Source organism: Companilactobacillus sp. HBUAS59699 (genome assembly GCF_036913575.1).
GTDB lineage: Bacteria > Bacillota > Bacilli > Lactobacillales > Lactobacillaceae > Companilactobacillus.
In genome coordinates this window covers 67,859-94,500 of sequence record NZ_JAYKTV010000004.1, presented here as the reverse complement: position 1 = coordinate 94,500, position 26,642 = coordinate 67,859, and the positions used below count along the sequence as shown (strand labels likewise).

General features: G+C 37.3%; 26 protein-coding genes and 2 pseudogenes. 16 read left to right on the top strand and 12 right to left on the bottom strand.

All coding sequences use genetic code 11. The annotated features are described in order from the left end of the window. The first annotated feature begins 3 nt into the window (after positions 1-3). The 3 genes from U8519_RS08925 (at position 4) to U8519_RS08915 (ending at position 1,600) form a co-directional block, all read left to right on the top strand. Positions 4-354: an EamA family transporter gene (locus U8519_RS08925; protein ID WP_442892142.1), complete on the top strand. Its 351-nt coding sequence runs from the start codon at positions 4-6 to the stop codon at positions 352-354. 31 nt (positions 355-385) lie between these two features. Next, positions 386-847 (top strand): GAF domain-containing protein, encoded by a 462-nt coding sequence (locus U8519_RS08920; protein ID WP_334329978.1) that lies wholly within the window; start codon positions 386-388, stop codon positions 845-847. Between the two features lie 138 nt (positions 848-985). Next, entirely contained in the window at positions 986-1,600 is a 615-nt protein-coding gene (locus tag U8519_RS08915) for an alpha/beta hydrolase (protein WP_334329977.1), read from the top strand. Between the two features lie 29 nt (positions 1,601-1,629). Here the strand turns inward: U8519_RS08915 and U8519_RS08910 are convergent, their stop codons facing one another. Next, positions 1,630-2,784 (bottom strand): cation:proton antiporter, encoded by a 1,155-nt coding sequence (locus U8519_RS08910; protein ID WP_334329976.1) that lies wholly within the window; start codon positions 2,782-2,784, stop codon positions 1,630-1,632. Between the two features lie 325 nt (positions 2,785-3,109). On the opposite strand from U8519_RS08910, the gene U8519_RS08905 reads away from it, so the two are divergent. After that, positions 3,110-4,288: a diaminopropionate ammonia-lyase gene (locus U8519_RS08905; protein ID WP_334329975.1), complete on the top strand. Its 1,179-nt coding sequence runs from the start codon at positions 3,110-3,112 to the stop codon at positions 4,286-4,288. Between the two features lie 114 nt (positions 4,289-4,402). On the opposite strand, the gene U8519_RS08900 is transcribed toward U8519_RS08905, so the two are convergent. Continuing rightward, on the bottom strand, positions 4,403-5,041 hold the full coding sequence (locus U8519_RS08900) for an NAD(P)-dependent oxidoreductase (protein ID WP_334329974.1): 639 nt from the start codon (positions 5,039-5,041) through the stop codon (positions 4,403-4,405). 18 nt (positions 5,042-5,059) lie between these two features. Further along, positions 5,060-5,356, bottom strand: a complete 297-nt coding sequence (locus U8519_RS08895; RefSeq protein WP_334329973.1) for a Dabb family protein — start codon at positions 5,354-5,356, stop codon at positions 5,060-5,062. 168 nt (positions 5,357-5,524) lie between these two features. On the opposite strand from U8519_RS08895, the gene U8519_RS08890 reads away from it, so the two are divergent. The 4 genes from U8519_RS08890 (at position 5,525) to U8519_RS08875 (ending at position 8,692) form a co-directional block, all read left to right on the top strand. Next, on the top strand, positions 5,525-6,391 hold the full coding sequence (locus U8519_RS08890; RefSeq protein WP_334329972.1) for a LysR family transcriptional regulator: 867 nt from the start codon (positions 5,525-5,527) through the stop codon (positions 6,389-6,391). A gap of 212 nt (positions 6,392-6,603) precedes the next feature. Next, the gene (locus tag U8519_RS08885; RefSeq protein ID WP_334329971.1) at positions 6,604-6,945 is read left to right on the top strand and encodes a hypothetical protein; all 342 of its coding nucleotides are present in this window, start codon (positions 6,604-6,606) and stop codon (positions 6,943-6,945) included. A gap of 2 nt (positions 6,946-6,947) precedes the next feature. Then, complete coding sequence (locus U8519_RS08880; protein WP_334329970.1) at positions 6,948-7,805, top strand: aldo/keto reductase; 858 nt, start codon at positions 6,948-6,950, stop codon at positions 7,803-7,805. 23 nt (positions 7,806-7,828) lie between these two features. After that, entirely contained in the window at positions 7,829-8,692 is an 864-nt protein-coding gene (locus U8519_RS08875) for an aldo/keto reductase (RefSeq protein ID WP_334329969.1), read from the top strand. 216 nt (positions 8,693-8,908) lie between these two features. On the opposite strand, the gene U8519_RS08870 is transcribed toward U8519_RS08875, so the two are convergent. Both U8519_RS08870 and U8519_RS08865 read right to left on the bottom strand, forming a co-directional pair. After that, positions 8,909-11,626: an FtsX-like permease family protein gene (locus U8519_RS08870; RefSeq protein WP_334329968.1), complete on the bottom strand. Its 2,718-nt coding sequence runs from the start codon at positions 11,624-11,626 to the stop codon at positions 8,909-8,911. Positions 11,627-11,636: 10 nt separating this feature from the next. Next, positions 11,637-12,341 carry an ABC transporter ATP-binding protein gene (locus tag U8519_RS08865; RefSeq protein ID WP_334329967.1) on the bottom strand — a complete coding sequence of 235 codons (705 nt, stop codon included), beginning with the start codon at positions 12,339-12,341 and terminating at the stop codon, positions 11,637-11,639. A 128-nt stretch (positions 12,342-12,469) separates the two neighbouring features. On the opposite strand from U8519_RS08865, the gene U8519_RS08860 reads away from it, so the two are divergent. Beyond that, the gene (locus U8519_RS08860; protein ID WP_334329966.1) at positions 12,470-13,087 is read left to right on the top strand and encodes a TetR/AcrR family transcriptional regulator; all 618 of its coding nucleotides are present in this window, start codon (positions 12,470-12,472) and stop codon (positions 13,085-13,087) included. Between the two features lie 445 nt (positions 13,088-13,532). On the opposite strand, the gene U8519_RS08855 is transcribed toward U8519_RS08860, so the two are convergent. Continuing rightward, entirely contained in the window at positions 13,533-14,060 is a 528-nt protein-coding gene (locus U8519_RS08855) for a TetR-like C-terminal domain-containing protein (RefSeq protein ID WP_334329965.1), read from the bottom strand. A 224-nt stretch (positions 14,061-14,284) separates the two neighbouring features. Here U8519_RS08855 and U8519_RS08850 point away from each other — a divergent pair, with 224 nt between their 5' ends. The 3 genes and pseudogenes from U8519_RS08850 to U8519_RS08840 all read left to right on the top strand — a co-directional run. Next, on the top strand, positions 14,285-15,448 hold the full coding sequence (locus U8519_RS08850) for an alpha/beta hydrolase (RefSeq protein ID WP_334329964.1): 1,164 nt from the start codon (positions 14,285-14,287) through the stop codon (positions 15,446-15,448). 56 nt (positions 15,449-15,504) lie between these two features. Continuing rightward, positions 15,505-15,918, top strand: coding sequence for a hypothetical protein (locus U8519_RS08845; protein WP_334329963.1), 414 nt, complete (start codon positions 15,505-15,507; stop codon positions 15,916-15,918). Next, a pseudogene (locus U8519_RS08840) lies at positions 15,917-16,201 on the top strand (metal ABC transporter solute-binding protein, Zn/Mn family); the annotation flags it as partial. The gene U8519_RS08845 and the pseudogene U8519_RS08840, both read left to right, overlap by 2 nt. A gap of 170 nt (positions 16,202-16,371) precedes the next feature. Here U8519_RS08840 and U8519_RS08835 read toward each other — a convergent pair. From U8519_RS08835 to U8519_RS08825, 3 genes are all read right to left on the bottom strand, one after another. After that, a complete protein-coding gene (locus U8519_RS08835) occupies positions 16,372-16,503 on the bottom strand; it encodes a hypothetical protein (protein ID WP_334329962.1) in 132 nt (43 codons plus the stop codon). Positions 16,504-16,879: 376 nt separating this feature from the next. Next, positions 16,880-17,782 (bottom strand): bifunctional helix-turn-helix transcriptional regulator/GNAT family N-acetyltransferase, encoded by a 903-nt coding sequence (locus U8519_RS08830; RefSeq protein ID WP_334329961.1) that lies wholly within the window; start codon positions 17,780-17,782, stop codon positions 16,880-16,882. Positions 17,783-18,342: 560 nt separating this feature from the next. After that, positions 18,343-18,942 (bottom strand): aldo/keto reductase, encoded by a 600-nt coding sequence (locus U8519_RS08825; RefSeq protein ID WP_334329960.1) that lies wholly within the window; start codon positions 18,940-18,942, stop codon positions 18,343-18,345. A gap of 333 nt (positions 18,943-19,275) precedes the next feature. Between U8519_RS08825 and U8519_RS08820 the strand changes: the two genes are divergently transcribed. Next, positions 19,276-19,590, top strand: a complete 315-nt coding sequence (locus tag U8519_RS08820) for a bacteriocin immunity protein (RefSeq protein WP_334329959.1) — start codon at positions 19,276-19,278, stop codon at positions 19,588-19,590. Between the two features lie 61 nt (positions 19,591-19,651). Here the strand turns inward: U8519_RS08820 and U8519_RS08815 are convergent, their stop codons facing one another. Further along, positions 19,652-20,485: a MerR family transcriptional regulator gene (locus U8519_RS08815; RefSeq protein WP_334329958.1), complete on the bottom strand. Its 834-nt coding sequence runs from the start codon at positions 20,483-20,485 to the stop codon at positions 19,652-19,654. A 71-nt stretch (positions 20,486-20,556) separates the two neighbouring features. On the opposite strand from U8519_RS08815, the gene U8519_RS08810 reads away from it, so the two are divergent. Further along, positions 20,557-21,417, top strand: a complete 861-nt coding sequence (locus tag U8519_RS08810) for an arginase family protein (protein ID WP_334329957.1) — start codon at positions 20,557-20,559, stop codon at positions 21,415-21,417. 44 nt (positions 21,418-21,461) lie between these two features. Here the strand turns inward: U8519_RS08810 and U8519_RS08805 are convergent. Beyond that, positions 21,462-21,926 (bottom strand): annotated as a pseudogene (locus U8519_RS08805) (NAD(P)H-binding protein); the annotation flags it as partial. A gap of 107 nt (positions 21,927-22,033) precedes the next feature. On the opposite strand from U8519_RS08805, the gene U8519_RS08800 reads away from it, so the two are divergent. Together U8519_RS08800 and U8519_RS08795 are read left to right on the top strand one after the other, a co-directional pair. Then, positions 22,034-23,035 carry a tRNA dihydrouridine synthase gene (locus U8519_RS08800; protein ID WP_334329956.1) on the top strand — a complete coding sequence of 334 codons (1,002 nt, stop codon included), beginning with the start codon at positions 22,034-22,036 and terminating at the stop codon, positions 23,033-23,035. Between the two features lie 116 nt (positions 23,036-23,151). Continuing rightward, entirely contained in the window at positions 23,152-24,285 is a 1,134-nt protein-coding gene (locus U8519_RS08795) for a C40 family peptidase (protein WP_334329955.1), read from the top strand. 197 nt (positions 24,286-24,482) lie between these two features. Here U8519_RS08795 and U8519_RS08790 read toward each other — a convergent pair whose 3' ends face one another. After that, positions 24,483-26,510, bottom strand: coding sequence for a urocanate hydratase (locus U8519_RS08790; RefSeq protein WP_334329954.1), 2,028 nt, complete (start codon positions 26,508-26,510; stop codon positions 24,483-24,485). Positions 26,511-26,642: the final 132 nt, after the last annotated feature.

The window sequence follows — 26,642 nt, the reverse complement described above, 5'->3', positions numbered from 1 at the left end:
GCAATTTGTGGCACACTCTATGCCTTTACGGTCGATTATAGTAAGTTGCCACAGATCAATTGGGCAAATGCCATCGGTCCAGTTATTTACTTGGGAGTCGTTGCAACATTTGCGGCACAGGTCGTTCAAGTAACGAGTCAAAAATATACCGATACGGTCACTGCTGGATTAGTATTAATGACAGAGTCATTATTTGCTGGTTTAGTATCAGTCTTATTCCATGTCGAACCGTTGACGCAACATCTTATCATTGGTGGTAGTTTGATTATTTTGGCCACATTAATTGCCCAATTTGATATGCGAGGTGTTATCAGTCGATATTTTGTAAAACAAAATGGAATTAGAAAACCATGAACTTAGTAATATTTTTTTGAGGAGGAAACACATGCCAGAAGCACCAACATCATTAATGAACCAACAACTCGATGCATTACTATATAATGAAACCAACTTGGTGACTAATTTAGCCAATGCCAGTGCTTTGATCAACGATACTTATGAGGATTTGAATTGGTCTGGTTTTTATTTATATAATGAAGAAACAGATGAACTTGATCTGGGACCATTCCAAGGAAAGGTCGCCTGCATGCACATAAAAAATGGCAATGGAGTAGTTGGAACAGCCTTTAATGATCAACAGATTCATCGAGTTGCTAATGTCCATGAATTTCCAGGACATATTGCCTGTGATAGTGCCAGTAATTCAGAGATCGTCGTACCAATTACAAAAGACGGTAAAAAAATCGGAGTCTTAGATATCGATTCACCATCTCTGAACAGATTTACTGAAGATAACGAAACAGAGCTTGCTGAATTTGTTAAAGTTTTAATTCAACATATTGACTAAGGTAGAAAGGATAAAATTTTTTATCCTTTTTTTGTTGCCTTTTTACATTTATTTTGAATAAATTTTACTAAAGCTTATTTTAAGGTGTACAACGTATAGTGTACAAAGTAATCATGAGATTATTTTAGGAGGCACGATTTGCTGGCTAAATATTCAACAGAAAAATTTGAAATAGATGATGGTAATAAAACTATTTGGGGTTGGATCTTGCGACCACTTAGTAAAAAAAGTGATTCACAAGCTTTGATTTTTTCGCAAGGAATGAATCAATCATACAAAGATATGATTCCATATGCAGAGTATGCGACAAGTCATGGTCATACTGGAATTGTGTTTGATTATCGTGATAACGATCAAGAAGATGTTACATCACGACAAGAAGATTTGGAGCTAGTTGTCAGATTTGCTAGAAAGTTGGATGACGTTGACACGAATAAGATAGTTTTAATGGGTGAGAATATAGGTGGTAAAGTTGTAATTGATACTGCCAATAGTATCCCTGATAGAATAAGCAAGTTAGTATTAATACATCCTGAGTTAGGTTTGAACGATTCAAAAAATATTGGCAAATTTACTGGCCCCATATTGGTACTCCATGGCGACATGGATAGATCTGTACCTTTGGAGAGTATAAAAAAAGCATTTGAATCATCTTCAAATGCAGAATTAAAAATCTTAAAGGGTGCTGGACATGAATTTCTTGGCAATTATCGCAATCAATCACTCAAGATAATCGATCAATTTTTAGGTTGATTTTAACACGTCAGAGATGGCGTGTTTTTTTACGCTTCAGAACTTAACATCTTATTAAATATCATCGGACAGACAATACAAGTGATAATGGCAGCTAAGGTTATGGCACCATTTTGGGCTTCAGTGATTATTTTTAAGTTTTGTCCAACTTGCAAAATAGGCAGTACCAATGTAATCGTTGTTGACATTAGAATAGATGCACCAAAAGAATGCTTATTATCAAATTTGTGTCTAAGTACGAAGAAGATAATCGATTTAGCCAAGATGAAAGCAATGAAGAAGACAGGAATAAGAATCAAAGCATTTTGATCTTTGAGCATAGTTCTAAGATTCAAATTAACACCAGTGACAATGAAGAATATTGGCACGAAGAATCCATATGCCATTGAACTTAGTTTTTCCTGTGTGTCTTTTTTTGGATTCAATAATTTCATAACGACACCGGCTAAGAAAGCTCCCAGGATACTTTCAGCGCCAATCTGCTCAGCCACGGTAACTAGGGTGAAGATTAAGAAGAAGGCTAAACGAATATCTAATTGTGTAGTAGCCTTATCGATATTTTCGAAAAAGACGTAAATTCTTTTGAAACGTCTCAATAGGAAAATTGCAGCAAGAAAAATCAATGGTAACAAGAAGGCTGAAAAATAATTTTTTTGTTGAACAGCTGAATAAATTGTTAATGCTACTAAGGGGATGAATTCTCCCATGGCAGATATCAGTAGCATTGTCTGACCGTATTCGTTATCAAGCAGACCAACCTCTGTTAACAATGAAATAATAACTCCTAGTGCAATCGTGCTGACTAAAATTGTTGCTAAGATGATGTTATCGAATAACTCTGTGTAATACAGTGCAACACTTAACACAACCGACATGATTAGAACTGATATGAAACTTCCGAATGCCAAGCCTAATGGAGATTTTTCTGATCCTTTAGGCTTTTTTTCGAATAAGGAAAAGTCGATTTCCATACCACCTAAGAAGATCAACATAATAACACCTAGGTTGGCTAAATAGGTCAAAGTCGAGTTAGGCTGAATCAAGTTGAAGCCAGTCTTACCGATAATAATACCCATAATTATTTCGGCAACAGTACCTGGAATTCTAGTTATACGAAACTTGGCCATAATTAGTGGTGTTGCCAAGGCAGCGAATAACGTTATTAAAACTGAAAATTTACTCATAAGGATACCCCTCTTGATATTTCTAACTTAAGAGTTTAGCCCACTTTTATAAATTTTCCAATTGATAATTATTTAAAAATAAACATATTGGCAGAATTGTTGTTAAGATTTTGAGAAAAAATTAATTATAATATAAAAAAAGACTGATTACGTATGTTGTAATCAGTCATAATAAAGGGTTTAAAAAATTGAAACTATTTCGTACTCAGTGGCTGGTATCTACTTCATTTAAGAATCAGGTTTATATTACTGAATTGGTATGAGATTATTTATCGATTGAGTTATTATACAAATAGTCAATACTATAAAAAGGAGACATTACGTTATGACTGAAATTAAATTGATCAATAGTCCCTTTGTGATTGGGGGAAAAATTTTTGATAGTTCAGCTTTGATTAAACGAGTCGCTCAATTTTATCATTCAGTTCCTTTTTACAAACCGACGCCATTAACTAAATTAGTCAATTACGCCAAAGATTATAATATTGATGGATTATATGTTAAGGACGAATCTCAACGGTTTAATAATCGATTAAAATCATTTAAGGCTACCGGTGGTCTTTATGCTATGGCATGTTGCATTGCTAAAAAAGCTGGTTTGGAAATTGATCAACTTAGGTATTCACAATTACAGGCACCGGAAGTTAAGAAAATCGCCGATAAAATTACTTTTTACACTGCGACGGACGGTAATCACGGTCGTGGTGTTGCATGGTCAGCTGAACAATTAGGAACCCATGCAGTAGTTAAAATGCCAGCTAATTCTACCCAAACAAGAGCGCAACATATCGCCGCTTTTAATAACACGAAGGTCGAGATAACCTCTAAGAATTATGATGATACCGTGAAATTTGCTACTGAACTTGCCAACCAAGATCCAGATGGAATTTTGATTCAAGATATGGCATGGCCGGATTATACGGAAATTCCACAAGAAATTTCTGGTGGCTATTCAATTATCGTCAATGAGATTCTTAATCAATTACCTGAAGATGAATATCCAACTCATTTATTTCTTCAGGCAGGTGTTGGTCAACTATCATCAGGAATAATTGAAGCACTATTTAGCTCGATTCCCAAAGAAAAACAACCGCTGGTAACAATTGTTGAACCTGATACAGTAGCATGCTATTACCTTTCTGCTAAAAAAGGGGATGGGAAAAGTCATACTGTTCCAGGATCTCCTCAAACTATTATGGCGGGATTGAATTGCCAAACACCAAGTTTAATTTCATTCCCAGTTATTCGTGATACAGCAAATTATTATGGGACTCTTTCCGACGAAGCTGCACGACAAGGTATGAGAGTTCTTGCTAGACCAAGGGGGCATGATCCTAAAATAGTTTCAGGTGAATCAGGAGTAGCAGCATTTGCATTTGTTAATGCTTCTTTACAGAATCATGATTTACGAGAAAAATTAAAATTGTCTTCTTCATCACGTGTACTAGTGATTAATACTGAGGGTGATACTGACGAACAAGTTTATAAGGACATTGTTGAGTAAAAAACCATCGATACTACAAATTGTAGTGTTGATGGTTTTTTTGGAGTGAGATAATAATAATTAATGTAATTAAAAAGCCAACAATTCGTACTCGATTTATAACATCACCAATAATTATCCTTTAACTAAGGTGATTCTCTGACGCACGTATGTCCCTTTTTCAATAATATCGAGCATTCCAACAGCATAATCAGCATAACTAATGTAATGCTTGCTGTCATCTGAAGCATGATATTCTTCGCCATCAATTTGGTAATTACCGGTTCTAATACCTTCAGGATCATAATTAAATGCAGGTGTTACATATGTCCAACGAATATTTGAATAAGAACGTAATCGATCGAGACTTTCGACTAATGCATCAGCTAAAGGCATCCAATCTTTAGGGTAGTCAGGACGATCTTTCAACATCTTTGTATGATCTGCATTTATAAATAATGTTCCGGCACCACCTACTTTTAGATAACGAGTGTCGGTGTCTTTTAAGATGTTGGCAAGGTGGGAGATACCATCAGTATGAACGTAAAATGTTTCCGGTGTCCAGGCACTGATTGCATCAACGACGGCATCGACACCTTCCAAATCATTTCTAGTCAGATCCATAATATCCTTGATTATTAATCGTTCCACACCTAGATCGATTTCTTCATGGCTTTTATGAGCAATTCCAACAATACTGTGACCTCTTTGTTGTGCTTCCTTAATTACTGCTTGTCCAGTTTTACCGAAAGCTCCAATTACAGCTATTTTCATTTATTTTTCTCCTTAAAATTAAAATTCAATTTGTGATATTACAAAATTGTCTGTTTGAAAAACATCACCAGCCGTGCTGCTTATTTTTTGATGTGCTTCACTATTTATGAAGTTATCAAAGTCATCTTGATTTTCAACGTCAACAATCATGCTTACCGTATTATTTGATCCAAGCCATCCTAACGAACGACCCACGGTTATGTCTTTTATTTCTGGTACTTGATTTTTCAGATTGCGCATGTTTTGAATAGTTTTTTCGACATCACTATCTGAAACATTTGGTTTGATAGTTGCAATAAAGATATGTCTGATCATTTTGATTCACCTCAAATTTAAATTATTTTTCATTTCGATGGTTAGTATAATTTAAATGGTTAGTAATTTAAAATGCTTATTTTATATTATTAGTTATGCTATTAATGTATTACTACTATTTGTGTTAAACTTTAGTCAGAAAATACTATTAATGAGTTGGTGAAGAAAATGGACATTCGAGTTTTAAACTATTTTTTGATTACGGCGCGTGAGGAAAATATTACTAAGGCAGCAGCATTATTACATTTAACTCAACCAACTCTGTCAAGACAGCTTAAAGGGTTAGAGACTGAATTAAATGTTGAACTTTTTCGACGGAGTAATCACAGTATTTATCTTACTCAAAAGGGACTTTTGTTCCGTCAAAGAGCTCAGGATATTGTGAATATGTTTGAACATACCCGTGATGAACTGCAATCAGCTGAAGAACTAGTCGGAACTATTGAGATCGGCTGTAGTGAATTACAGAGCATGGCAGAATTAGCGGATTTAATCGACAAGTTCCAAGAACAGCATCCTGGAGTAAAGTTTAATTTAAGAAGTGGTAATAATAACGACATTAAAGGTTGGATCGAACAAGGAGTTTTGGATATGGGACTTCTAATTGAACCAGTTAGTATCGATAAATATGATTTTGTTCATATGAATACCAAAGAAGAATGGGGTATTCTGGCTCATAAAGAATCGAAGTTCGCCGATTACGATGCAATTCGTCCAGGGGAACTAGTTGGGACGAAGGTAATTACGATTTCGGATCGCGTGGTTCAAAACGAACTCGCTAATTGGTCAGGAAAGTATGCCGTTCAGATGGAAAACAAAGCTCGCTATAATTTACTGTACAGCGCTGCTATGTTGGCTCAACAAAATCATGGAGTCGTCATTTGTCTTAGAACGAGTCAAACTTTCAAGGATTTAAAATACATTCCATTAGAACCCAAATTGGAATTAAGCTCTGTATTAGCGTGGCGTGGACAGCAACCTCATTCAGAAGTAACAAAGTCATTTATTGATTTTGTACGTGAAGAAAAAAATTAAGATATTATCGCAAAATAAGGTCAACAATCATTATTTGATTGTTGGCCTTATTTGTTTTTAATTGAGAAAATTTATTCAAAAGTAGAAATACATTTAATGAATTACTAATGGAATATAATAAGTATTTTACATAACACGCTTTAGCATCTAAACTACAGTTATTGATTAGCCAAGCAACATGTCAATCAAATTTGTTTCTCGAGGTGAAATATGTGAATCGAAATGAGCTGCAAATCAAATATCAAATTAGTCAGCAGGTTTTAGATGATTTCGATAGTTGGCGACTGCAACATCGCAATACAAGAAGCAAAGTTTATTCTGAAGCTGATTTACCAATTATAAGGTTAATTAATCAATTACATATTATCGGATTTAATCATTTGGAAATTGAGGAATACTTTAATTCCAATCAAGAGGATAAGCAAACTTCAAACAAACAGATACAACTTTTAAATAGAAAAAGAAGTGAAAGATTAACTGCAATTCATAACTTTGAAAAACAAATAGCTTCAATTGACTATTTGAAATTTCAAATAAAAAAAGGAGATTTATAAAGATGGAATACGTTACTTTAAATAATGGAATTAAGATGCCCAAATTAGGATTAGGAATTTTTCGTGTTGATAATTTAGATGAAGCTGAAGAGGCCGTCTATCAAGCAATTAAGTTAGGTTACCGTTTGATTGATACAGCAGCTGCTTATGGTAATGAAAAAGCTGTTGGCCGAGCAATTAAAAGAAGTGGTGTTGATCGTTCAGAATTATTCATTACTTCTAAATTATGGCTTACCGATAATTCTTATGAGGGAGCCAAGACGGGGCTAGAACGTTCATTGAACAATTTAGGTTTGGATTATATAGACTTGTACTTAATTCACCAACCCGTAAGTGATTATTACGGTGCTTGGCGTTATCTCAGTGAAGCATATAAGGATGGCAAGATTCGTTCTATTGGTGTCGACAATTTTACACAACAAAAATTAGTTGACTTGATCAATTTTACCGACGTTCGTCCTGCTATCAATATGATTGAAACAAACGTCTTTAATCAGCGTGAAGAAGATCAGCAAGCAATGATCGACTACAATGTCCAAATGGAAGCCTGGGCGCCATTTGCTTCAGGTAATAACAATGTCTTCGAAATACCGCTTTTAAATGAAATTGCTGAAAAGCATGGTAAGTCTAGTGCACAGGTTATCTTGCGTTGGTTGCTACAAAGAAATATTGTTACCATTCCAAAGACAGTTCATGTCAATCGCTTAAAAGAAAATCTTGATATTTTTGACTTCGAATTAAGTGATCAAGAAATGGAACAAATTAAGACCTTAAATACTGGCAATGGATTTAATCTGCCTGAAGATGCCAAAGGATTTCAAAATATGTTAGATATGTCAAAACAATTTTCAGTTGAATAAGGAAAAGGTAAAAGGTGAGAAAAATGGATAAAACTTCAACATACACATTAAATAACGGCTACAAAGTTCCAGTAGTTGGTTTTGGAACAATTATTCCTGATGGAGAACAGACAATTTCAGCAGTAAAAGATGCCATTAAGAGTGGCTACCGTCTAATTGATACTGCTGAGATATATGGTAATGAAACAAGCGTTGGTCAAGGAATCCGCGAAGCCATGGCCGAAAACAATCTCAAACGAGAAGATATCTTGGTCAGTACTAAGGCATGGCATACCCATCGTGGCTATGAAAAAACAACTGCTGCTTTCAATGAATCATTAAGAAAACTTGGATTAGATTACGTTGATATTTACTTGATCCACTGGCCTGCCAATGCTAAGTGGCATGATGACTGGCGTGAATTGAATGCTGATACTTGGAGAGCATTAGAGGACTTATATAAAGCTGGAAAAATTAAAGCCATTGGTGTATCAAACTTTTTGGCACATCATTTAAAGGCTTTAATAGAAGATAGTGAAATTAAACCAATGCTTAATCAGATCGAATATCATCCTGGCTTTGCCCAAACAGAAGCCGCTGAATATGCTCAATCTCAAAATGTTCAAGTCGAAGCATGGAGTCCCTTTGGTGGACCCGGAAGTGATGTTTTAAAAGATGCTACTGTTAATGAAATTGCTGATAAATATGGGAAACAACCTTCACAAGTAATTCTTCGTTGGTTGATTCAAAAGGATATCATTCCATTAACCAAGTCTACAAGCATTAACCACATGCAAGCTAATTTAGATGATTTTGATTTTGAACTGACACAAACTGAAATGAACGCAATTGACGATGCACCATATAGTGGCGGATTCCAGTTTGATCCTGATAGCGCTGAATCATAGTAAAATATAAGGAAACTGAAAAAAATAGAGAGTGTGACAAAACATGGTCAGCTTTCGAGCATTAAGGCAAAGGAGCCTAGTAATCCGATTTTGGATTGCTAGGCTCCTTTGGTTTAAGCGGAAAAAGCTATGTTTTGTTGCACGTTTATGCTGCATGTTTATGTAAAAAGGTAGCTATGTCACAACCCCTTTTTTTGATCTGCATCTTTAATCAATCTAATCAACTGATTTTAGAGCTTCCAACATATCGACACTTTGAATTTTACGGTTCATCATAAACATTACTATTAGTGAGAAGATGATCGTTAAGCCGACTGAAATTAGAATATTCATCCATGTCAATCCTGGTGCGACCATTGCTGTTGCTGGTGGGAGAAGATCCATGATGTATGCGTGGAAAGCATAACCGACACCAATACCTACAATGATTCCTGCACCGGTAAGAATGTTGGTCTCACGATAAATATACATTAGGACTTCGTTTGGATAGAATCCTAGCACTTTGAGAGTGGATAGCTCTCGTACTCTTTCAGATACATTGATGTTCGTCAATGTGTATAGCACTACTAATGATAGTAACGAAGCACTTAATACTAAAACGAGGATCAGATTATTCAGATTACTCAAGATATTAGTGATGGTTAACTTAGTTTCCTGAGACTGAACAGTTTGTACCGCTGCAGCTTTTTTATTGAATTTTGCTGAGAAATTATTGACGGATTTCTTGGTTGCATGTTTCAGAGTGACTAGATAGGCGTTGGCATGAACTTTGGTATGGTAAACATGATTGTAATACGTCTTGTTCATGTAAATGTAATGTCCAGCGTACATGGTGGTGATTCCAGCAACCTTAATTTTATGACTGGTACCATCACTGTCTTTGATAGTGAAACTGTCCCCAACACCGACGTTTTGAAGTTTAGCTAGTTTTTGAGAAACTATTGCACCATCGTTACTCAAGGTCATCTTTTGATGGGTTTTGTAATCTCTCAATTTTATATATTGATCAAGTTGCGAGGTTGAATTAGGTACCATCAATGAAATATTTTCATGTGAATCCGAGTTACTATTAGTCGAATAAATGTTGGCAAAGTAGGCACCGGTATACCTTTTAACAGAGTCTGAATTTTTAACGGTGTTTTTTGCTTCAGCAACTTCACTTTTGCCAGCATCACGATTGTACACGGTAACGAGATCATATTGGCTTATTTGACTAAACTGGCGGGTAACAATGGTATTTAAGGAGTCACGAATACCAAATCCAGTAATCATTAGAGCTGTAGCACCAGCCACACCGATTATGGTCATGAACATGCGTCCTTTATACCGGAATAAGTTACGTGCGGTAACTTTGTGAGAGAAACTCATTTTTTTCCATAGTGGAGTAACTCGTTCTAAAAGAATTCGTGAACCGTTAGCCGGTGGTTTTGGAAGCATGAGCTCCGCTGGTCTAATTTTCAATGATGAGTGAGCTGCCAACCAAGAAGCTAGGACTGTTGAGAATAAAGCTAATGCAAGGCTGGCGACAATAAATTCTGGATGGAGAGCTAATTGTAGATTGGAGAAATTGAAGTTTGCCGTGTAGGCTCGGAAGATGATTTTTGGTAGTACGACTAATCCCAGCACACTACCTAATAATGTACCAGTGACTGCTGTAGTGACACTGTAAACTAAGAATTCACGCATTACTTCGCCTTTGGTATATCCGAGTGCACGTAAAGTTCCCATTTCAATCCGTTTTTCTTCAACCATTCTTTGCATAGTTGTAAAGCTGACTAAAATGGCAATCAAGAAGAAGAAGGCAGGGAATGATTTACCGAGAGCATCAATCCGAGCGGCGTCTTCCCCGTAGTTATTGTAGCCATCGTTATAATCATTCCGACTAGCAATTGTGAGGGTAACATCACTTAACTGACGCTTGGTTGATTTAGCGGTCGCTAATTTTTCTTTCGCTGAATTGAGTTTTTCTTGCTGAATTTTCAAATCATTTTTCTTTTGATTTAGAGTATTTTGTTGATCAGTTAGTTCGGATATGGCTGTTGTCGACTGGGCAGCTTTAGCTGCTGACATTTGTGTATCTAGTTGAGATTGAGCTTGAATCAACGATTCTTTAGCTTTCGAAATTTCACTAGTATTTTGTGCGATTGTTGTTTCGGCGGTGTTAATTTGTTTCGTTAAGTCCTGACGTAACTGTACGATCCGAGCACGATTACGTTTATTAAGTTTATCTTGGAGACTGTCTACTAGAGTGGTGGCATGATGCTCATAAGATGATGAATAAGCAGCCCCTTTTGGATTAGTGAATGAAAGCCGCGCAACATTAGGATTGTTACTTGAAAAAGCATTTTTTGTGGTATAAGCAAAACCATACAGAGTACCGCTACCCAAACTGGTAGAACCAATTTTATCTTTTTTAAGATATTCAGTTGAGGTTGCAAAACCAACTATCTTAAATTTCTTATGTTCCAATCCTATGTTGGAACCACTTTTACCAGCTTCGAGGGTGATACTTTCACCTAGATGGTATTTCCCACGTAATTTGTTACTTAAGACAATTTGTGAGGCGTTAGTTGCTTTATGACCGTTGGTAATGGTCATTTTAGATAGTGATTGGGGATTACTTTGAATCCGGATGGCATTTTTAGTGTTTTTGATTAAAGCATCGGTTGTATATCCAAATTCAACAGTTTTTATTCCAGAAAGATTGCGAATCGTGGATTGATCTTTCTTGTCTAAAGCAACAGTTGAGGAAACCTTTGCATCAGCAAGGTGTTCGGTAGTATAAGCTGTTTGAGCAGTTTTACGCATATTTGGTCCTGTAACATTTAATCCAATTAACACAAATACACCGAGCATTATTAAAGCTGAGACTGAGATGTAACGAGCAAGCGACATTTTAAATTCGCGGGCGATATTTTTATTCAGTGTTTTCATTTTCTGTCACCTACCATTCTAGTTCTGCAACCGGTGTTGGATTTTCATTACGAGTGTCGGATTTAACTTGTCCATCGGCAATTTCAATTACGTGATCGGCCATCGATCGAATCATTGAATTGTGAGTGACAATAATGACGTTTTTTCCAGATTGGCGAGTGAAGTCTTGAAACAACTGTAAAATTTTCTTTCCAGTTTTATAATCCAACGCACCAGTAGGTTCATCCGCCAAGAGCAGATCAGGATTTTTCGCAATTGCACGGGCGATTGCGACACGTTGTTGTTCACCACCTGACAATTGTGCCGGGAAGTTTTGCGTTCTTTTTCCAAGGCCAACAGCGGTAAGAGCTTCTTCTGCTGGCATAGCTTGATCTGCGATTTCGGCTGCTAATTCAACATTTTCCTGAATGGTTAAGTTTTGTACCAAGTTGTAAAACTGGAAAACAAAGCCGATCTGTTTACGACGGAATGTTGTTAGTCCGCGTTTGTCAAGGCCCCCAAGTTCAACTCCATTGACGTTGACAGAACCAGTGGTCAGTTTATCCATACCTCCCAAGACATTGAGTAGAGTGGATTTGCCAGCACCAGAAGCTCCGAGAATAATAGTCAGTTCACCAGGTTTGATGTTAAAGCTGATGTCTTTGTTGGCGGTAACAGCGTGATCACCACTACCATATGTTTTAGTTTCGTTTTTAACTGAGATGAAATTTGGCATTGCGTTTCTCCTCCTAAAGAATATAATAGACAACGTGTTAATCAAATTACAAATCCATTTAAGCACATTCAGCAACAAATTCTATGCACATTTTTTAAAAAAGTGTCTATTTAAATCAGGAGGTTAATATGGCAACACATCAGGAACGTATTACTCAGACTGAAACATCTATTGTGGATGCGCTAGTTACAGTGGGTAAAAAAAAGTCTTTAGATCAAATTACCGTCAGTGATTTGACACGTATCAGTGGCATTAGTCGGGGAACATTTTACTTACACTATCTTGATAAAGAAGATTTGATGACAAAGGTGAAGAACAGTATTTCTTCTAAGTTTCAGATATTATTAGATACCGGAATCGACGATACCATGAATTATCAGGAACTGAGCAGCGGTCAGCTCTATCCAATGATTGAAAAAATTGTTGCATTTGTGTCTGACAATAAAGCCTTGCTTGGCTTTCTTTTTGGTTCAAACGGAGATCCTGCATTTGCATCGATTATCACTGATAAATTGCAAAAGGCCATTTTAGGAGAACTGAAACGAGTCAAAGGAACAGCAACTTTTCGGAGTGATTTGCCCAAGAATTATGCCTTGTGTATCGTGACTAATGCAATAATGTCAGTGGTATTAACATGGTTGGGGGATGATTCTGACTCATTATCAGAAGAAGAATTGTCTAAAATTATTATGAGAGCATTGTATTTGTCTCCTTATGAGGTATTGGGTATCACGTCCAGAAAATGATTTTTGTGAAATGACAAATTTACATTTAATAACTATTGTTTGACTCTAAAATTTGATAAAAAAATCCCCTTAGTTAAGATATGTAAATCAAAACTAAGAGGATTTTTTGTGTTGTTTTTAATTTGTTAGTTTAAAAATATTTAACTATACGTAAAAGTGAATTTAGATCATTTTCACAGAATTTATCAAGTGTTCTACAGTAATAGTTTCAAGGTAAGCAACTGCTGAGTTTTCAGCATCGGCGAGGATATCATCAAGTTTGTTGTTGAAATCTTCGACATAAATGTTTTTTTCATCTGCGTGGTATTCGAATTCAGCTTTATCTTCTTTTGGTTGGTGCGGTTACCGCAATTGCTCGATAAATTTGCAATAAACTTCGATATGCTGTTTTCGTACATAAAATGGAAGTTTAGATTCAGTATCCATGTCATATAAAGATGACTCGTTAAAATTTGATTGTTCTCACTTTTAACCAAGTTTCTATTTCTTCAGGAGACTCCACTGAACCTCTATCTAGCCACTCCTTAATCCATCCATACATTCCATATAGGTAAAATGATTCTAAATAAATTTCATAATTGTTGTCAGCATGTTTGTTCAAGAGAATTTTTTTGAGAACTGGGACGATCAACCGTAAATAGCCGCGCCGATTTAGCAAATTATAAAATTCCTTATTATCGTTTAAATGGCAAAATATGCCAGCCAAGAGTGAGTCATTTCGGCCAAAGTCTCGTCGCTCTTGATCGAAATTTGCCTCGTTCTCAAGGTACCAATCCATCATGATTTTGTTGCAATAATTGGCTAAGATTGCTTCCATGTCTTGGAAGTTTCGATAGAAGGAAACTCGACTTATCTGTGATACTCTGGATAATTCGCTGACAGAAATTTGATCTAATTTCTTTTCTTTAAGTAATTGTAAAAGGGCCTTTGTCAATTCATCTTTGGCAAAGGTCTGCTTTTCTGCATTATTCATGTCTTTACAAAACCCCTTTGATTGTTTCATTTTAGCAATTTGGAGCGATACTTTCTAAAAATACTACCAAGTAATGTTACACTTGTAAAGTCGTGAATGAACAGATAGTAACATCGAATAAGGGAATTTAATATTCACGATAGGTAGCATGCTCTTTATTCGAAATTACTTTAAACAGTGTCAAAGCTGCTTGGATAAAATTTGAGGAGGGGATAGAAATCAAAATGAAAAAAATTATGTTTACAGTAGTGAAATTTTTTGGGATCATATTGGCCTCATTGTGCCTCTTATTGTTTGTCTTTGTTTTAGGTCCCAATCACTTATTAACAACTCAAATTGGTAGTATTTTTTTCCCGTTGGCTGCTGGTCGTCTTTTAGTTTTGTTGATTCTCTTAACCTTAGTGTCGCTGGGATTCATTGGATGGATAATTAAACAAAAACGGAAGCCAGGAAAATTTTTAATCACGTTAACTTTAGTATCTATAATTGCACTGTTTACTGGTGGAACCGAATGGCTGATAGAAAGAAATGTTGTTCGTGAAAATGGCGGTCAGATCAGTTTAATGGGAGATAAAAGTATTTCTACAAGTGCAAAACCGGATACACAAGTTAGTTTTGCTCATCGGGAAGGTAAAGATTTGAAAGTGTCTGTCTATAAAAATAAAGGGATAGCGAAAAAACAAAAACAGCCAGTCTATATCTATATTCATGGTGGTGGCTGGGCTTCTGGCGATTCAGAATCATCAGCTTGGCTTCATCGTTCAATGGCTGACAAAGGATATGTCGCTTTTAGCATCAACTATCGATTAGCAACAGGTAACCATCCAAATTGGCGAACTGCAACTGATGATGTAGTCGATGCAATTAAATGGATAAAAAGTCATGCTGCTGAGTATGGTGGTGATGGTGAACACATTTTCCTTTCGGGTGAATCGGCGGGTGGTCAACTTGCATTGCTTTATGCTGGCCTAGTTTCAAGTGGCAAGATAGAAGCACCACTTCCAGATGCAGTCGGTGTAATGTACCCTGCTATTGATATGACGTGGACAGCTAAAAATGGGCGTTATTTAAGTAGCAATGTTATTCCTGGAATCGTTGAAAAGTATCTCGGTGGGAATTTAACAATACACAAAGATAGACTGCGGGCAGTGTCACCGACAAACTATATTAACGATAAATTTCCTCCCGTTTATATCATTCATGGTCAAAAAGATAGTTTGGTAAGTATTACCGGATCTGAAAAATTTGTCAGCAAGCTTAATCAGGCAGGTGGGCAAGCAAAACTCGTCAAGATTCCTTTTGCTAATCATGGAATTAACATGCAAGAGGTAGTCAGTCTGCTGAGTAATTATGCTAAGGAAATTGATGGTTTGGGTATCAAGAAATAAAGTGTAACTTTTTCAAGTAGCTAACTTGATTATAAAATTTGCCCACTAAAAATAATTTGAAAAGTTTAAATATTACTATTCCCAAAAATATTTTAACAACTGTTTCGGGAGTTGCTGGATCTGGTAAAACATCTCTTATCAGAGGTGATTTTGCTGAACAATATCCAGGATCAATTGTTATTGATCAAAGTCCAATCGGGACCTCGATACATTCAACACCGACGACATACACTGGAGTAATGGATGAAATACGTGAAGTCTTTAGTAAGGTAAATAAATTTGCAGCCTCTTGGTTCAGCTTCAATTCAAAAGGAGCCTGCCCAGTATGTAAAGGTAAGGGAAAAATTAAATATGATATGGCTTTTGCGGATTCTGTGGAAGTGATTTGTGAAGAATGCAATGGTCGTCGCTACAATGAAACGGCTTTGGGATATTCGTATAATGGAAAGAATATTTTGGCAGCCCTTTAATCAAACTGAAGAAGATCCGCATGCATGGTTAGATCTGGCTAATGGAATAAAATACGTGCGGACGATTACAAATGTTTTGAAATAAAAAGATCCACAGAATGCTAGTTTTTATGAAGACAATGCCACCGAGTATATTGCTAAATTAGAGAGATTACATCAGGAGGTTGAATCAAAATACTTACAAATACCAGAGAAGCAACGTCTGTTAGTGACCTCGGAAGAAGCTTTTAAGTATTTTGGAGCCGCATATCACGTAACGCCGGCTTATATTTGGGAAATAAATCAGTCAAATGACTAAAATTTAAAATTGTGGTGTAACGCGCGTTTGCGGACGTTTTACCGCAGTAACGGCATATAATGCACTGACGGAATGTGCCACAGATTTGCCACCCTCAACTAGTTAATCAGTCACCAATCAGTAGGTCTGTGGTATCAAGTTCAGCACATCAGGCCCTATAACCAAAACAAGCGCAAACCATTGTTTGGCATGCGCTTGTTTTGCTTTTCGTGGTTCGGTTGACCATCACGGAAGAATCCATTCGTAGGACTGTCGTCTGGTAACGTTGCTGCCCAGCAATGCTTCATGCGCCATCTGGTATTGGGCGGTCGAAGTCACTTGATGCTAGGTGTGTTGCAACGACGCCGGGACATACGTAACTCACTAAAATACCATCCGCAGAAAATTTCCACGCGGCCTTAACCGTGAGTTGTAAGTGAACGGTTTGAATGACGTCGGATTGCTGATTTTATGGCATTCTTGATGCGTTTGAAACAGTTGAAATTGGCCAAATTTGGATGAAGTGGTACGCGAATATACTTGGTTGACTGCTACGATACGTGGCAGTTTTTTCTTACACTTTTAGAAGAAACTATCTCTTGCCGACGCATTATTGTTTAGAGGACACGGCAACTCTGGACGCGTTACCACTAGTCAATGTTTCTAATCATTCTTCGCATCGTGCTAATCTTGATAATTCCAACGTTCCTCTGTTATCAGTTCGTCCTTCCACTCGTGATTCTGCTTTGATTCGATCAACTTAAATCCGTTGCGTCTGTAAATGCTTCTTGCTGCCTCTAACTCACTGACTGTCCATAAGTACATCTTAGTAATCTGGTGTTGCTTAGCATAATCAATCAATGTCTTGATTAACTTCTTGCCAAGGCCGTGTCCTTGATACGCTGGATCAACGACGAACCATCGAACTTGCCAATAACCATCTTCCGCTTCGACAAGGCTCACGGTACCTGCTCTTTGACCATCGACGGTCGCGATAAACGAAACCCCGTCCATGTCTGATTGGGCATACTTTGCTAGTGCGGACAACACGTAGTACTGGAAAATCGCATGATAACCGCGGTCGGTGTAAACACGGGCGTGTAAATCTGCGATATAACCGATATCGGCTATCCCAGTACGTTTAATTTGAATATCATGCTGATTGGTTAACGTATGCTGTAAGACTGTCATAGCATTATCAACGCGTTGTAACTGCCCTTCGGTATAGGTCGCCACAAAGCGACTTAATCCCGTTTGGACCGTGTTCACTTGTTGACTTTGCCGTTTTTTTCCAGATTTCGTTAAACTAATCAACATTGAGCGTTTATCTGAAGGGTTAGTAGTGCGCTTGATTACGTCTTGCTTATCCAGCTTACTCAGAATTTTGCTGAGTTGGCTCTTATTCAGGTTTAATTGATTGCTAATTTCAATCGGACTGATCGGCTCACCGTTCCAGATTGCGGTCACAACCCGATCTTCGACCAGGGTAAAAGGGTCACCGTATAACGTTCGGTCAAACCCCGAAAGCAAATCCGCATAATAACGGTTAAAAAGACGATATTTGTTAATAAATTGTGTAGTTTCCATAACTAACCTCCGCATTTAGTTTGCATTGCAAACTAAATACTAAAACAGATTGTTTGCAATGTCAACAATATATCACACATGAAAGTCACCAATTCCGGAAATTGTGGAATAAGATCGGAGTATTAAAAAGTGAGACCCACATGAGAAATCATCCATTCGTTCGACTAACTCGGGGAATCCAGTACCAACACGCTTTCTGTAATCTATTGCGGTACTAATATCAAATATAATGCTGTTGGAATATGTCACCTCAATGATTAGAACTGCGCATACTTTGGTGGTTATATTTGTTTTTCATGTTTTGCTAGATCCTAGTGGTAGATGTTGACGTTGACAGATACAAATCAGATGTAAACATGTGTAGGAACATAGATTTGAATTTTGTTGGTGCTATCAAATAAACGTCACACAAAAAGTCACCAGCATTGGCCAATGACTTATTAAGTGATCCATTTCTTAAATTTATTGATTGGTTAAATTGTCTTCTACTGAGTCGACGCTTTCATAAAGCACAAGCTTAGTCTGCTGGGTGCCAGGATTTGACGTGCTCTGCTTCTTCTTCATAGGACACGTTGGTAATATCGGGTGTTGCTATTCAAGGCGCTCACTTGTGCCATCTCTTCATTGGTGAGCTCAAAGTCAAACAGGGCGATGTTATCGGCCATGTGCAGCGGGTTCGTTGTCTTTGGGAAGACAATATGCCCAGACTGAACGTGCCAGCGTAAGATGATCTGGGCGTTAGACTTCTGGTATTTGGCGGCAAGTTCAGTGAACAGTGGTTCGTTCAAGATTCCTGCATCACCGTGTCCCAATGGATACCACGATTCAAGCCGTGTCCCATAAGGTGCCAGCCGCGCCTTCAAATCCGCTTGTTGGAAGTATGGGCGCAGTTCCACTTGCATGATCGCTGGTTTGATCGTTGCTGCAGCGAGCACTTCGTCGAGCTTTTCATCTTTAAATTTTCGCAGTGCTATGCTTATAACAGCCGTATGTAATGTCTTTTTAATGTCGTTGGTATTGACTATTTTAGGAGCTTGGATTGGAACAAACCATGTTTCAATGGCAACTTTTAGGAACTTTCCATACACTTGACCTCGCAATTTCACAATTGCTTTAATTGTGGAAGTTTTCATTGCCCAGCCATTAGCTCGATTCGTCATGGCAACGGTCCATAGTAATAGAATAATGTCCGTAGAAAAATAAATATTTTATAAGTGATAGAAATTCGATAATTCTCTATTGTCTTTAAATATGCAGCTTAAGTGTCGAATAAAATATGGATTTTTTTATGTAACGAATTGTCGAATCATGTGTAACTTTATGCCAAAGGGAAAATCCATGAAGAATTACACAGATGCCTTTATCTCTGAAGTCCATAATTTCCTAAACAGTCGACTCAGAATATCACTTTGTCCAAGGACAATTAGGGGATTTTATTGTTTAAAAAATTCAAATCATTTATAATTACTCTGAATTCAAAGGGGGGTTACACCATGGGAGAAGATCTTGAAACAGAAACATTTCAAATAATTGATTCAATGTATAATCGACTATATAAAGATAAAAAGGATCAACGAATATTGAACATATTATTGAAAGCGGCCGCCGCATTGAATAATGGTGTTCCACCACAGATTGTTGCCACTAAAACGGTCAATGGTTTTAGCTTATATATTTTGACACATATTGATGAAAATTTCGGACAAGAAGTTAGCCAAGATATTTCAGAGTTAACAAGAATTGCTCGACTAGCGGGTTATAAATGGAGCAGTACGGGATTAGGAGATTTACGTATTCAATTTGAATAAAAAATTATTTTAGCTAGCTATACATTTAATAAAAAGCTAACGCATTGTACTGCAAAAGATTTTATTTTTCAGGTAACTTAATCCTAAGTTCATTAATAAAGTCATTTTCATCGTGGTAACCATAATAATCAACTGATGAAATCTCGTATACAGTCCCTGATGCATTTGGATATTGCTGATTAAATTCTTGTTGAAGTTTTTGATAATAACCAAAGTACTTACTACGATCCCAGTAAAAGGAGATACACAAATAATTTCCTTCAGGGATTTTTTTTATGTCTTGCTTCAGTTTTGGATTGCTGTCAGTGAATACTTGAGTCAGTATTTCTTGATAGTGGATATCTTCTAATGATTGATAATTCTTCAATGGAAAGCTGAAGCCGTATTGTAAATTTCCAATAGTTTTATTTTTAATTAATATTTTATCCAGCTCGCTAGTTTCTTTATCGGGATAATCTAAGGGCGTGATGATTTGTTGAGTAGGGATTTGAATAATATTTTGTTCGTTGATGTAGCGCTGATAAACGGTTTCTAAGGGATACTGCGTGATGCTTTTCAGCTCATGTAATTGAGTTATTTGTCCATTGATCAGTCGCTGACTATTTCGAAGTTGCTGTATCTGATTGTCAATATTATGTGATTGATCAGTTAAAAAATTCGCTAAGAGATCGCCTTTCAGATTGATAGCTCGACGTATTTCTTCAATTGATAATCCCGCATATTGCAAGTATTTAATGATATTAATTTGAAACACTTGTTGAATCAAGTAATAACGATAGTTGTTTTCAGGATTGCGTTGTGCTGGTTTGATTAGATTGATCTTGTCATAATATCTGAGAGTTTGAATAGAGACGTTACAAATTTTTGCCATTTCACCAATAGAAAATTTTTTCATGATTACCTCCTTGACCCTATTGTTAGTATAGACTTTATGATTATCTCATAAACGAAAAAGAGGTAATACATATGACCAAAACAATAAGAATGATGTACCCAGACTGGCAATCTGGTGATAATCCGGTTTACTATTTCGGAGCGCAATTACTCAACTGGCTGGCTCCGAAAAACTCACAACAAAAATCAATTCAGGTTCCAGTTGCTGCGCCACAAAAAAATCAATCAAAATTAGAAATAGAAAATGGCGTTACAGCTCAGTCAGCGGTATTAGACAATGTTCATCAAGCACAGAAAATTGTCGATGCAGAACAGCCAGATAGAATTATTACTTTGGGTGGTAATTGTATGGTTTCCCAAGTGCCGTTCTCGTACTTGCACGATAAATATGGTGATGATGTCGGGATAATTTGGATCGATGCTCATCCAGATATTTCTAATCCAGAAATATTTCCCAATGAACATGCGATGGTTTTGGCTAATTTGATGGGGAAGGGGGATCCTGATTTATCAAAATTAGTTAAACATCCATTCTTAAATGACTCAATTTTGTATGTAGGATTACAGAAACCAACTGACGATGAGAAAAAAATATTGCCGAAATTAGGATTAGATTATCAACTAGAGGATAATCAACAAGTTGATGTTAAAAAAATTCAAAAATGGATCGACCAGCATCATTTTTCAAAAATTTTAGTTCACTTTGATATCGATGTTTTAGATCGGAATCTATTCTTTGATCAGTATTTTGATAAACCGGGAGTGGCTGATTATGGAGTATCCGGTGGAAAGTTAAATCCTGACAAAGCAATTAAAATCCTTAATAGGCTTGGTTCCGATAATGATATTGTTGGATTGACGATTGCTGAATATCTTCCTTGGAGTGCTTTGAAGCTGAAAGAGTTAATGGAAAATGTTTCGATATTTAATTGATTATTACAAAAAAGCCATCCGTTAAATTTAACGAATGACTTTTTTTAATATACTGGGCGATCCAATCCCTGTGTATCAGGATCAGCCATACCAAGACTATCATTGGCACCAAAATTAGGATCCTTAACAATATGCAATACGACATCGGCAACACTTTGACGTGAACCTGAGACACCATCATATTGTTCATTCTTGTTGGTAACTGAATACTTCACTTCGTCACGGTCATTCAACCATGGTAGGCGAAGGGTAGTGTAAGTTAATCCAGATGCTTCAAGGAGTTTGTCGGAGTTGATAGCTGCCTGCAATCCTCCAGAGACTTGTTGATGATTCCAACGACCGAATTCACCAGGAACTTCATTGTAGAGTCCAAGAATATTGGTGAAGGCTACACGATCGACGTTGTTATTTTTCATAGCATCGATAATATTATGAGTCATAGCATTATCACTGTCGTGATCCACCACGGCAACAAAGACCATATCTTGACCAGCAACTGCATCTATAACTCATTTTATTTTGTGAAAATTAATCCAGCACATTATTAGATTCTCAAGTCATATACTAGTAATATATTAATGATATGAAATTTTCACAATTAAAGAGGTAAACTAGTTTGACAGAATCAACATTTTGGCAAGATATTTCAACCAAAGCTAAATCAGAAAATCGTCCATTTTTCACTATGGCACCAATGGAAGCTGTTAGTAATACGGTCTTTCGTCAAGTAATTACTAAGGCGTGTCCACCGGATACGTTCTTTAGTGAATTTGTGTACGCAAAGGCAATCACTGATCCAAATACTAAGTTCCCAATTCACGGACGGCTCTACGTTGATCCAAGAGAGAAGTCTTTACCAGTCGTTCAACTGTGGGGTAACGGTGCAGCTGACTTCGAAACTGCTGCAGTTACTTTAGCAGAACGAGGATTCCAAGCAATAGATATTAATATGGGTTGTCCTGATGGGACGGTTATTAAGAATCATGGCGGCAGTGATTTGATCAGAAATCATCAGTGGGCACAGGATGTGATTGCGGCCGCAAAAACGTCAGGACTTGCTGTTAGCGCTAAGACTCGTCTTGGTTATAGCAAAGTTGAAGAGTTCAGAGATTGGATTCCATTCTTGTTGCATCAAAATGTTGAAGTGCTAACAATTCACTTGCGTACGAAGATGGAGATGAGTAAGGTTCCCGCACATTTAGAGGTTATAGATGAGATCATCAAGATGCGTGATGAAATTGCACCTCGAACCTTGATTCAGATCAACGGTGATATTGCCGATTACCAAGCAGGGATGCAGCTGTATCAAGAGCATCCCGGACTAGATGGAATCATGATCGGCCGTGGGGTGTTCGCCAATCCCTTTGCATTCGAGAAAGGACCTAAGAAGCATTCTTTAGACGAGTTATTAGATTTGTTACAAATGCAGTTAAGTTTATTTGATGATTTTTCACAACATTATGATTATCCACGTTTTCCATCGCTTAAGCGTTTCTTCAAAATCTATGCACGACCGGAGTTAGGTGCAACTGATTTGAGAAACGCAATGATGGATACGAAGTCGACTGATGACGTTAGAAAGATTTTAGCTGAAAAAGATAAATATTTGAATAAATAATAATCAGGCAAATTTGCCTGATTTTTTAGTTTAAATCATTTTTTGAATTGAATAGAAACAAGCTAGATGATAGTCTTAAGTGGTGTAAACAAAACAACTTATGGGGATTAGATATTATGGACAAAAAATTATTAACGACACTTTTAATTAGTGCAAGCATTATCGTCGGAATTGCTGTGGGTACGAATCAAACTACGGTTGATGCTGCAACTAATAAGGTAGTTATGACTAGTAAGATAACATCAATTTATAATGATAATGGCAAGTTAGTTACTAATCGTGCTTTGGCTGCTAACACACCTTGGCAAACTGATAAAAAAGTTACGATTGGTAATAAAGGTGAATTTTATCGAGTAGCAACACATGAATTTGTAAAAACTAGTGATGTTACATTGCAACGAGATAATACTGGTACTGCCACGATCAGTTATGCGCCCAACAGTGGAATTGATTTGTGGAACGGATATGGCGTTAACAAAGTAGCATCTGGACAAAAGCTTACTAATGGTACAGAGTGGAAATTCTCTGAGAGAGTAGTTGATAGTAATGGAGATTCTTGGTATCGCATCGGTGGCGATCAATGGATCGAAGGTACTTATACGAAGATAACTAACGATGTTTTTGACCAAAATGCCGCCAACACATGGGATCCTAATTTTGCTGCAATAAGGGTTAATAAAGATACATTGGTCTACAACAATGATAATTACGGTTCAGGTAGTCGTGGCGGTGTGTCTGCTGGTGCTCTGCTTCAAGTTTCATCTACTTTGCAGGAGAGCGATGGAATTTGGTATGAATTGAGTAGCGGTGGATTTATTCCAGCAGGTGTATCAACACAAATAACTAGTTATCGTGCACCGGTTTCGTTGAATGGTAAGACTAAGAATCAAATGATCGATGATGTTATCTCTGCGGCTAAGTCACAATTGGGTAAACCATACGTATGGAATGCCAAGGGTCCTGATAGTTATGATTGTTCAGGCTTGATGCAATATGTATTTCGTCAAGCAACTGGTCAAAATATCGGTTCATGGACAGTACCTCAGGAAACTGCTGGTACAAAGGTTTCGATAAATGCATTACAACGTGGCGACCTAGTATTCTGGGGACCAGCCGGTGCTAGCTATCATGTGGCACTATATCTAGGTAATAATCAATATCTAAATGCATTACGTCCCGGAACAAATGTCAAGATCGATTCGATCTCTTCTAGTTTTGCACCATCATTTGGTGTTCGTATTTTTAAATAATGATAGAAACAAACAAGAGTGTGACAAAACATGGTCAGCTTTCGAGTATTAAGGCAAAGGAGCCTAGTAATCCAATTTTGGATTGCTAGGCTCCTTTGGTTTAAGCGGAAAAAGTTATGTTTTGTTGCACGTTTATGCAAAAGGGTAGTTATGTCACAACCCCATTTGTTTTGTATGGCTAAAATATATTTTTTAATTTATTCTTCGAACATTGAATTTACAGCAGCATCAACTGCGTTTTGATCAGCAAGATAAGGAATTGTAATGTGGTCTGTTCCTGCATTCATCTTGTTGTATTCAATTGATGTTTCGATAGCATGTGGATTACGTGCCCAACTACGACGAGCAACGCCACCCATTGTGTCCCAAGCAATTGATGATTTGATGATTTCATCAACTTCTTCGGAACCATCTAGAACTAATCCGAATCCACCATTGATGGCTTTACCAATACCAACACCACCACCGTTGTGAAGGGCAACGAGTGTCATACCACGGGCAGCATTACCAGCGTAGCATTGTGTAGCCATGTCAGCACAAACGTTACTACCATCTTTGATATTTGATGTTTCTCTAAATGGTGAGTCTGTACCAGAAACGTCGTGGTGATCACGTCCTAGCATAACTGGACCAATCTTGCCCTCACGTACTAATTCATTGAACTTAAGGGCAATATTTACACGGCCGTAGCAATCTTGATAGAGGATACGTGCTTGTGTACCAACAACTAGAGCATTCTTTTCAGCGTCACGGATCCAGTTATAGTTATCACGATCTTGATAACGACGGTTAGGATCGATGACTTCCATTGCTGCGTGGTCAGTTTGGATGAGGTCTTCGTGTTTGCCACTTAGACATACCCAACGGAATGGTCCATAACCGTAGTCGAATAACATTGGTCCCATAATATCTTCAACGTATGAAGGCCAGATGAAACCGTCCTTGTCGTCATGACCATTCTTAGAAATTTCAGTAACACCAGAGTCATAAACTGATTTCATGAAGGAGTTACCATAATCGAAGAAGTAAGTTCCGTCAGCAACTAATGACTTGATTACGTCAAAGTGGCGTCTCAAAGTCTTGTCTACTAAGCCGTGGAATTTGTCTTTGTCTTCAGCTAGCATGGCTGTTCTTTCTTCGAATGTTAAGCCAACAGGGCAGTATCCACCTTCGTAAACATTGTGGCAAGATGTTTGGTCAGATAGTAGATCTACGTGGATATTGTGTTCATTAACGTATTCTAGTAAGTCAACGATATTACCATGGAAGGCGATAGATGTACTTTCGCCACGTTTCATGTAATCTTCGGCCATGTTGACAGCTTCTTCAGGTGTTTCAGCTAATTGACTGATCCAACCTTGGCTCTTACGAGTTTCGATTCTTGAACGATCGACTTCAGCAATGATGGCTACAGCTTTAGCAATTTCAGCTGCCTTACCTTGAGCACCACTCATTCCACCTAATCCTGATGAAATAAATAATTTGCCAGTTAAATCTCCGTCATCGGGAATACCAAGTTTTAATCTACCAGCATTGAGAAGAGTATTGAATGTTCCGTGAACGATACCTTGTGGTCCAATGTACATCCAACCACCAGCAGTCATTTGACCGTAGTTAGTAACGCCCATTTCTTCAGCAACTTCCCAGTCGTTGATGTTGTCATATTCACCAACCATTAAGCCGTTTGTGATGATTACACGAGGTGCGCTCTTCTTTGATTTGAATAAACCAAGAGGATGTCCTGATTCTACAACTAATGTTTGTTCATCGGTCATAGCTTGTAAGTATTTTTTGATCAAACGATATTGCATCCAGTTGTGACAAACTGATCCGGTTTCACCATATGTAACTAGTTCATATGGATATAGGGCAACGTCGAAGTTCAAATTATTATCGATTTGAACTTGAATGGCTTTACCGGCTGTACAATTTCCCTCATATTCATCGATTGGTTTGCCGTAGATTTTTTCTTTTGGATACCATCTATATCCATAGATACGTCCGCGAGTTCTTAGTTCTTCTAGAAATTCTGGGATAACTACATCGTGATACTTAGGATGTACATAGCGAAGTGCATTCTTCAAAGCTAGTTCGGTTTGCTCTTTAGTTAAACGGAATCCACGATCAGGAGCACGTCTGATTCCTTCTTGAAAGACGGTCTTTTCAGGTAATTCATCGTCTAACTTGATTGTCATTGCTGCTTCCATTTCTTTGTAATCGATCATTTTAATAGCCTCCTAGTTATGTACTCTATTTCTGTGACTTAGACTGTGTTATTTAATACTGCACGTTCAGTATATTAAGAATGTGTCAATTGAGAGTCTATACTGGGAAATAATTATTGTCGTATCAAGCTA

Bases quoted from the DNA above. Each gene is read 5' to 3' on its own strand.
- U8519_RS08895 (WP_334329973.1), bottom strand. From the start codon at position 5,356: ATGATCAGACATATCTTTATTGCAACTATCAAACCAAATGTTTCAGAT.
- U8519_RS08850 (WP_334329964.1), top strand. From the start codon at position 14,285: ATGAAAAAAATTATGTTTACAGTAGTGAAATTTTTTGGGATCATATTG.
- U8519_RS08835 (WP_334329962.1), bottom strand. From the start codon at position 16,503: ATGAAGCATTGCTGGGCAGCAACGTTACCAGACGACAGTCCTACGAAT.
- U8519_RS08795 (WP_334329955.1), top strand. From the start codon at position 23,152: ATGGACAAAAAATTATTAACGACACTTTTAATTAGTGCAAGCATTATC.
- U8519_RS08865 (WP_334329967.1), bottom strand. From the start codon at position 12,341: ATGCCAAATTTCATCTCAGTTAAAAACGAAACTAAAACATATGGTAGT.
- U8519_RS08900 (WP_334329974.1), bottom strand. From the start codon at position 5,041: ATGAAAATAGCTGTAATTGGAGCTTTCGGTAAAACTGGACAAGCAGTA.
- U8519_RS08920 (WP_334329978.1), top strand. From the start codon at position 386: ATGCCAGAAGCACCAACATCATTAATGAACCAACAACTCGATGCATTA.
- U8519_RS08860 (WP_334329966.1), top strand. From the start codon at position 12,470: ATGGCAACACATCAGGAACGTATTACTCAGACTGAAACATCTATTGTG.
- U8519_RS08820 (WP_334329959.1), top strand. From the start codon at position 19,276: ATGGGAGAAGATCTTGAAACAGAAACATTTCAAATAATTGATTCAATG.
- U8519_RS08830 (WP_334329961.1), bottom strand. From the start codon at position 17,782: ATGGAAACTACACAATTTATTAACAAATATCGTCTTTTTAACCGTTAT.
- U8519_RS08790 (WP_334329954.1), bottom strand. From the start codon at position 26,510: ATGATCGATTACAAAGAAATGGAAGCAGCAATGACAATCAAGTTAGAC.
- U8519_RS08815 (WP_334329958.1), bottom strand. From the start codon at position 20,485: ATGAAAAAATTTTCTATTGGTGAAATGGCAAAAATTTGTAACGTCTCT.
- U8519_RS08875 (WP_334329969.1), top strand. From the start codon at position 7,829: ATGGATAAAACTTCAACATACACATTAAATAACGGCTACAAAGTTCCA.
- U8519_RS08890 (WP_334329972.1), top strand. From the start codon at position 5,525: ATGGACATTCGAGTTTTAAACTATTTTTTGATTACGGCGCGTGAGGAA.
- U8519_RS08825 (WP_334329960.1), bottom strand. From the start codon at position 18,942: ATGACGAATCGAGCTAATGGCTGGGCAATGAAAACTTCCACAATTAAA.
- U8519_RS08810 (WP_334329957.1), top strand. From the start codon at position 20,557: ATGACCAAAACAATAAGAATGATGTACCCAGACTGGCAATCTGGTGAT.
- U8519_RS08910 (WP_334329976.1), bottom strand. From the start codon at position 2,784: ATGAGTAAATTTTCAGTTTTAATAACGTTATTCGCTGCCTTGGCAACA.
- U8519_RS08880 (WP_334329970.1), top strand. From the start codon at position 6,948: ATGGAATACGTTACTTTAAATAATGGAATTAAGATGCCCAAATTAGGA.
- U8519_RS08870 (WP_334329968.1), bottom strand. From the start codon at position 11,626: ATGAAAACACTGAATAAAAATATCGCCCGCGAATTTAAAATGTCGCTT.
- U8519_RS08855 (WP_334329965.1), bottom strand. From the start codon at position 14,060: ATGAATAATGCAGAAAAGCAGACCTTTGCCAAAGATGAATTGACAAAG.
- U8519_RS08905 (WP_334329975.1), top strand. From the start codon at position 3,110: ATGACTGAAATTAAATTGATCAATAGTCCCTTTGTGATTGGGGGAAAA.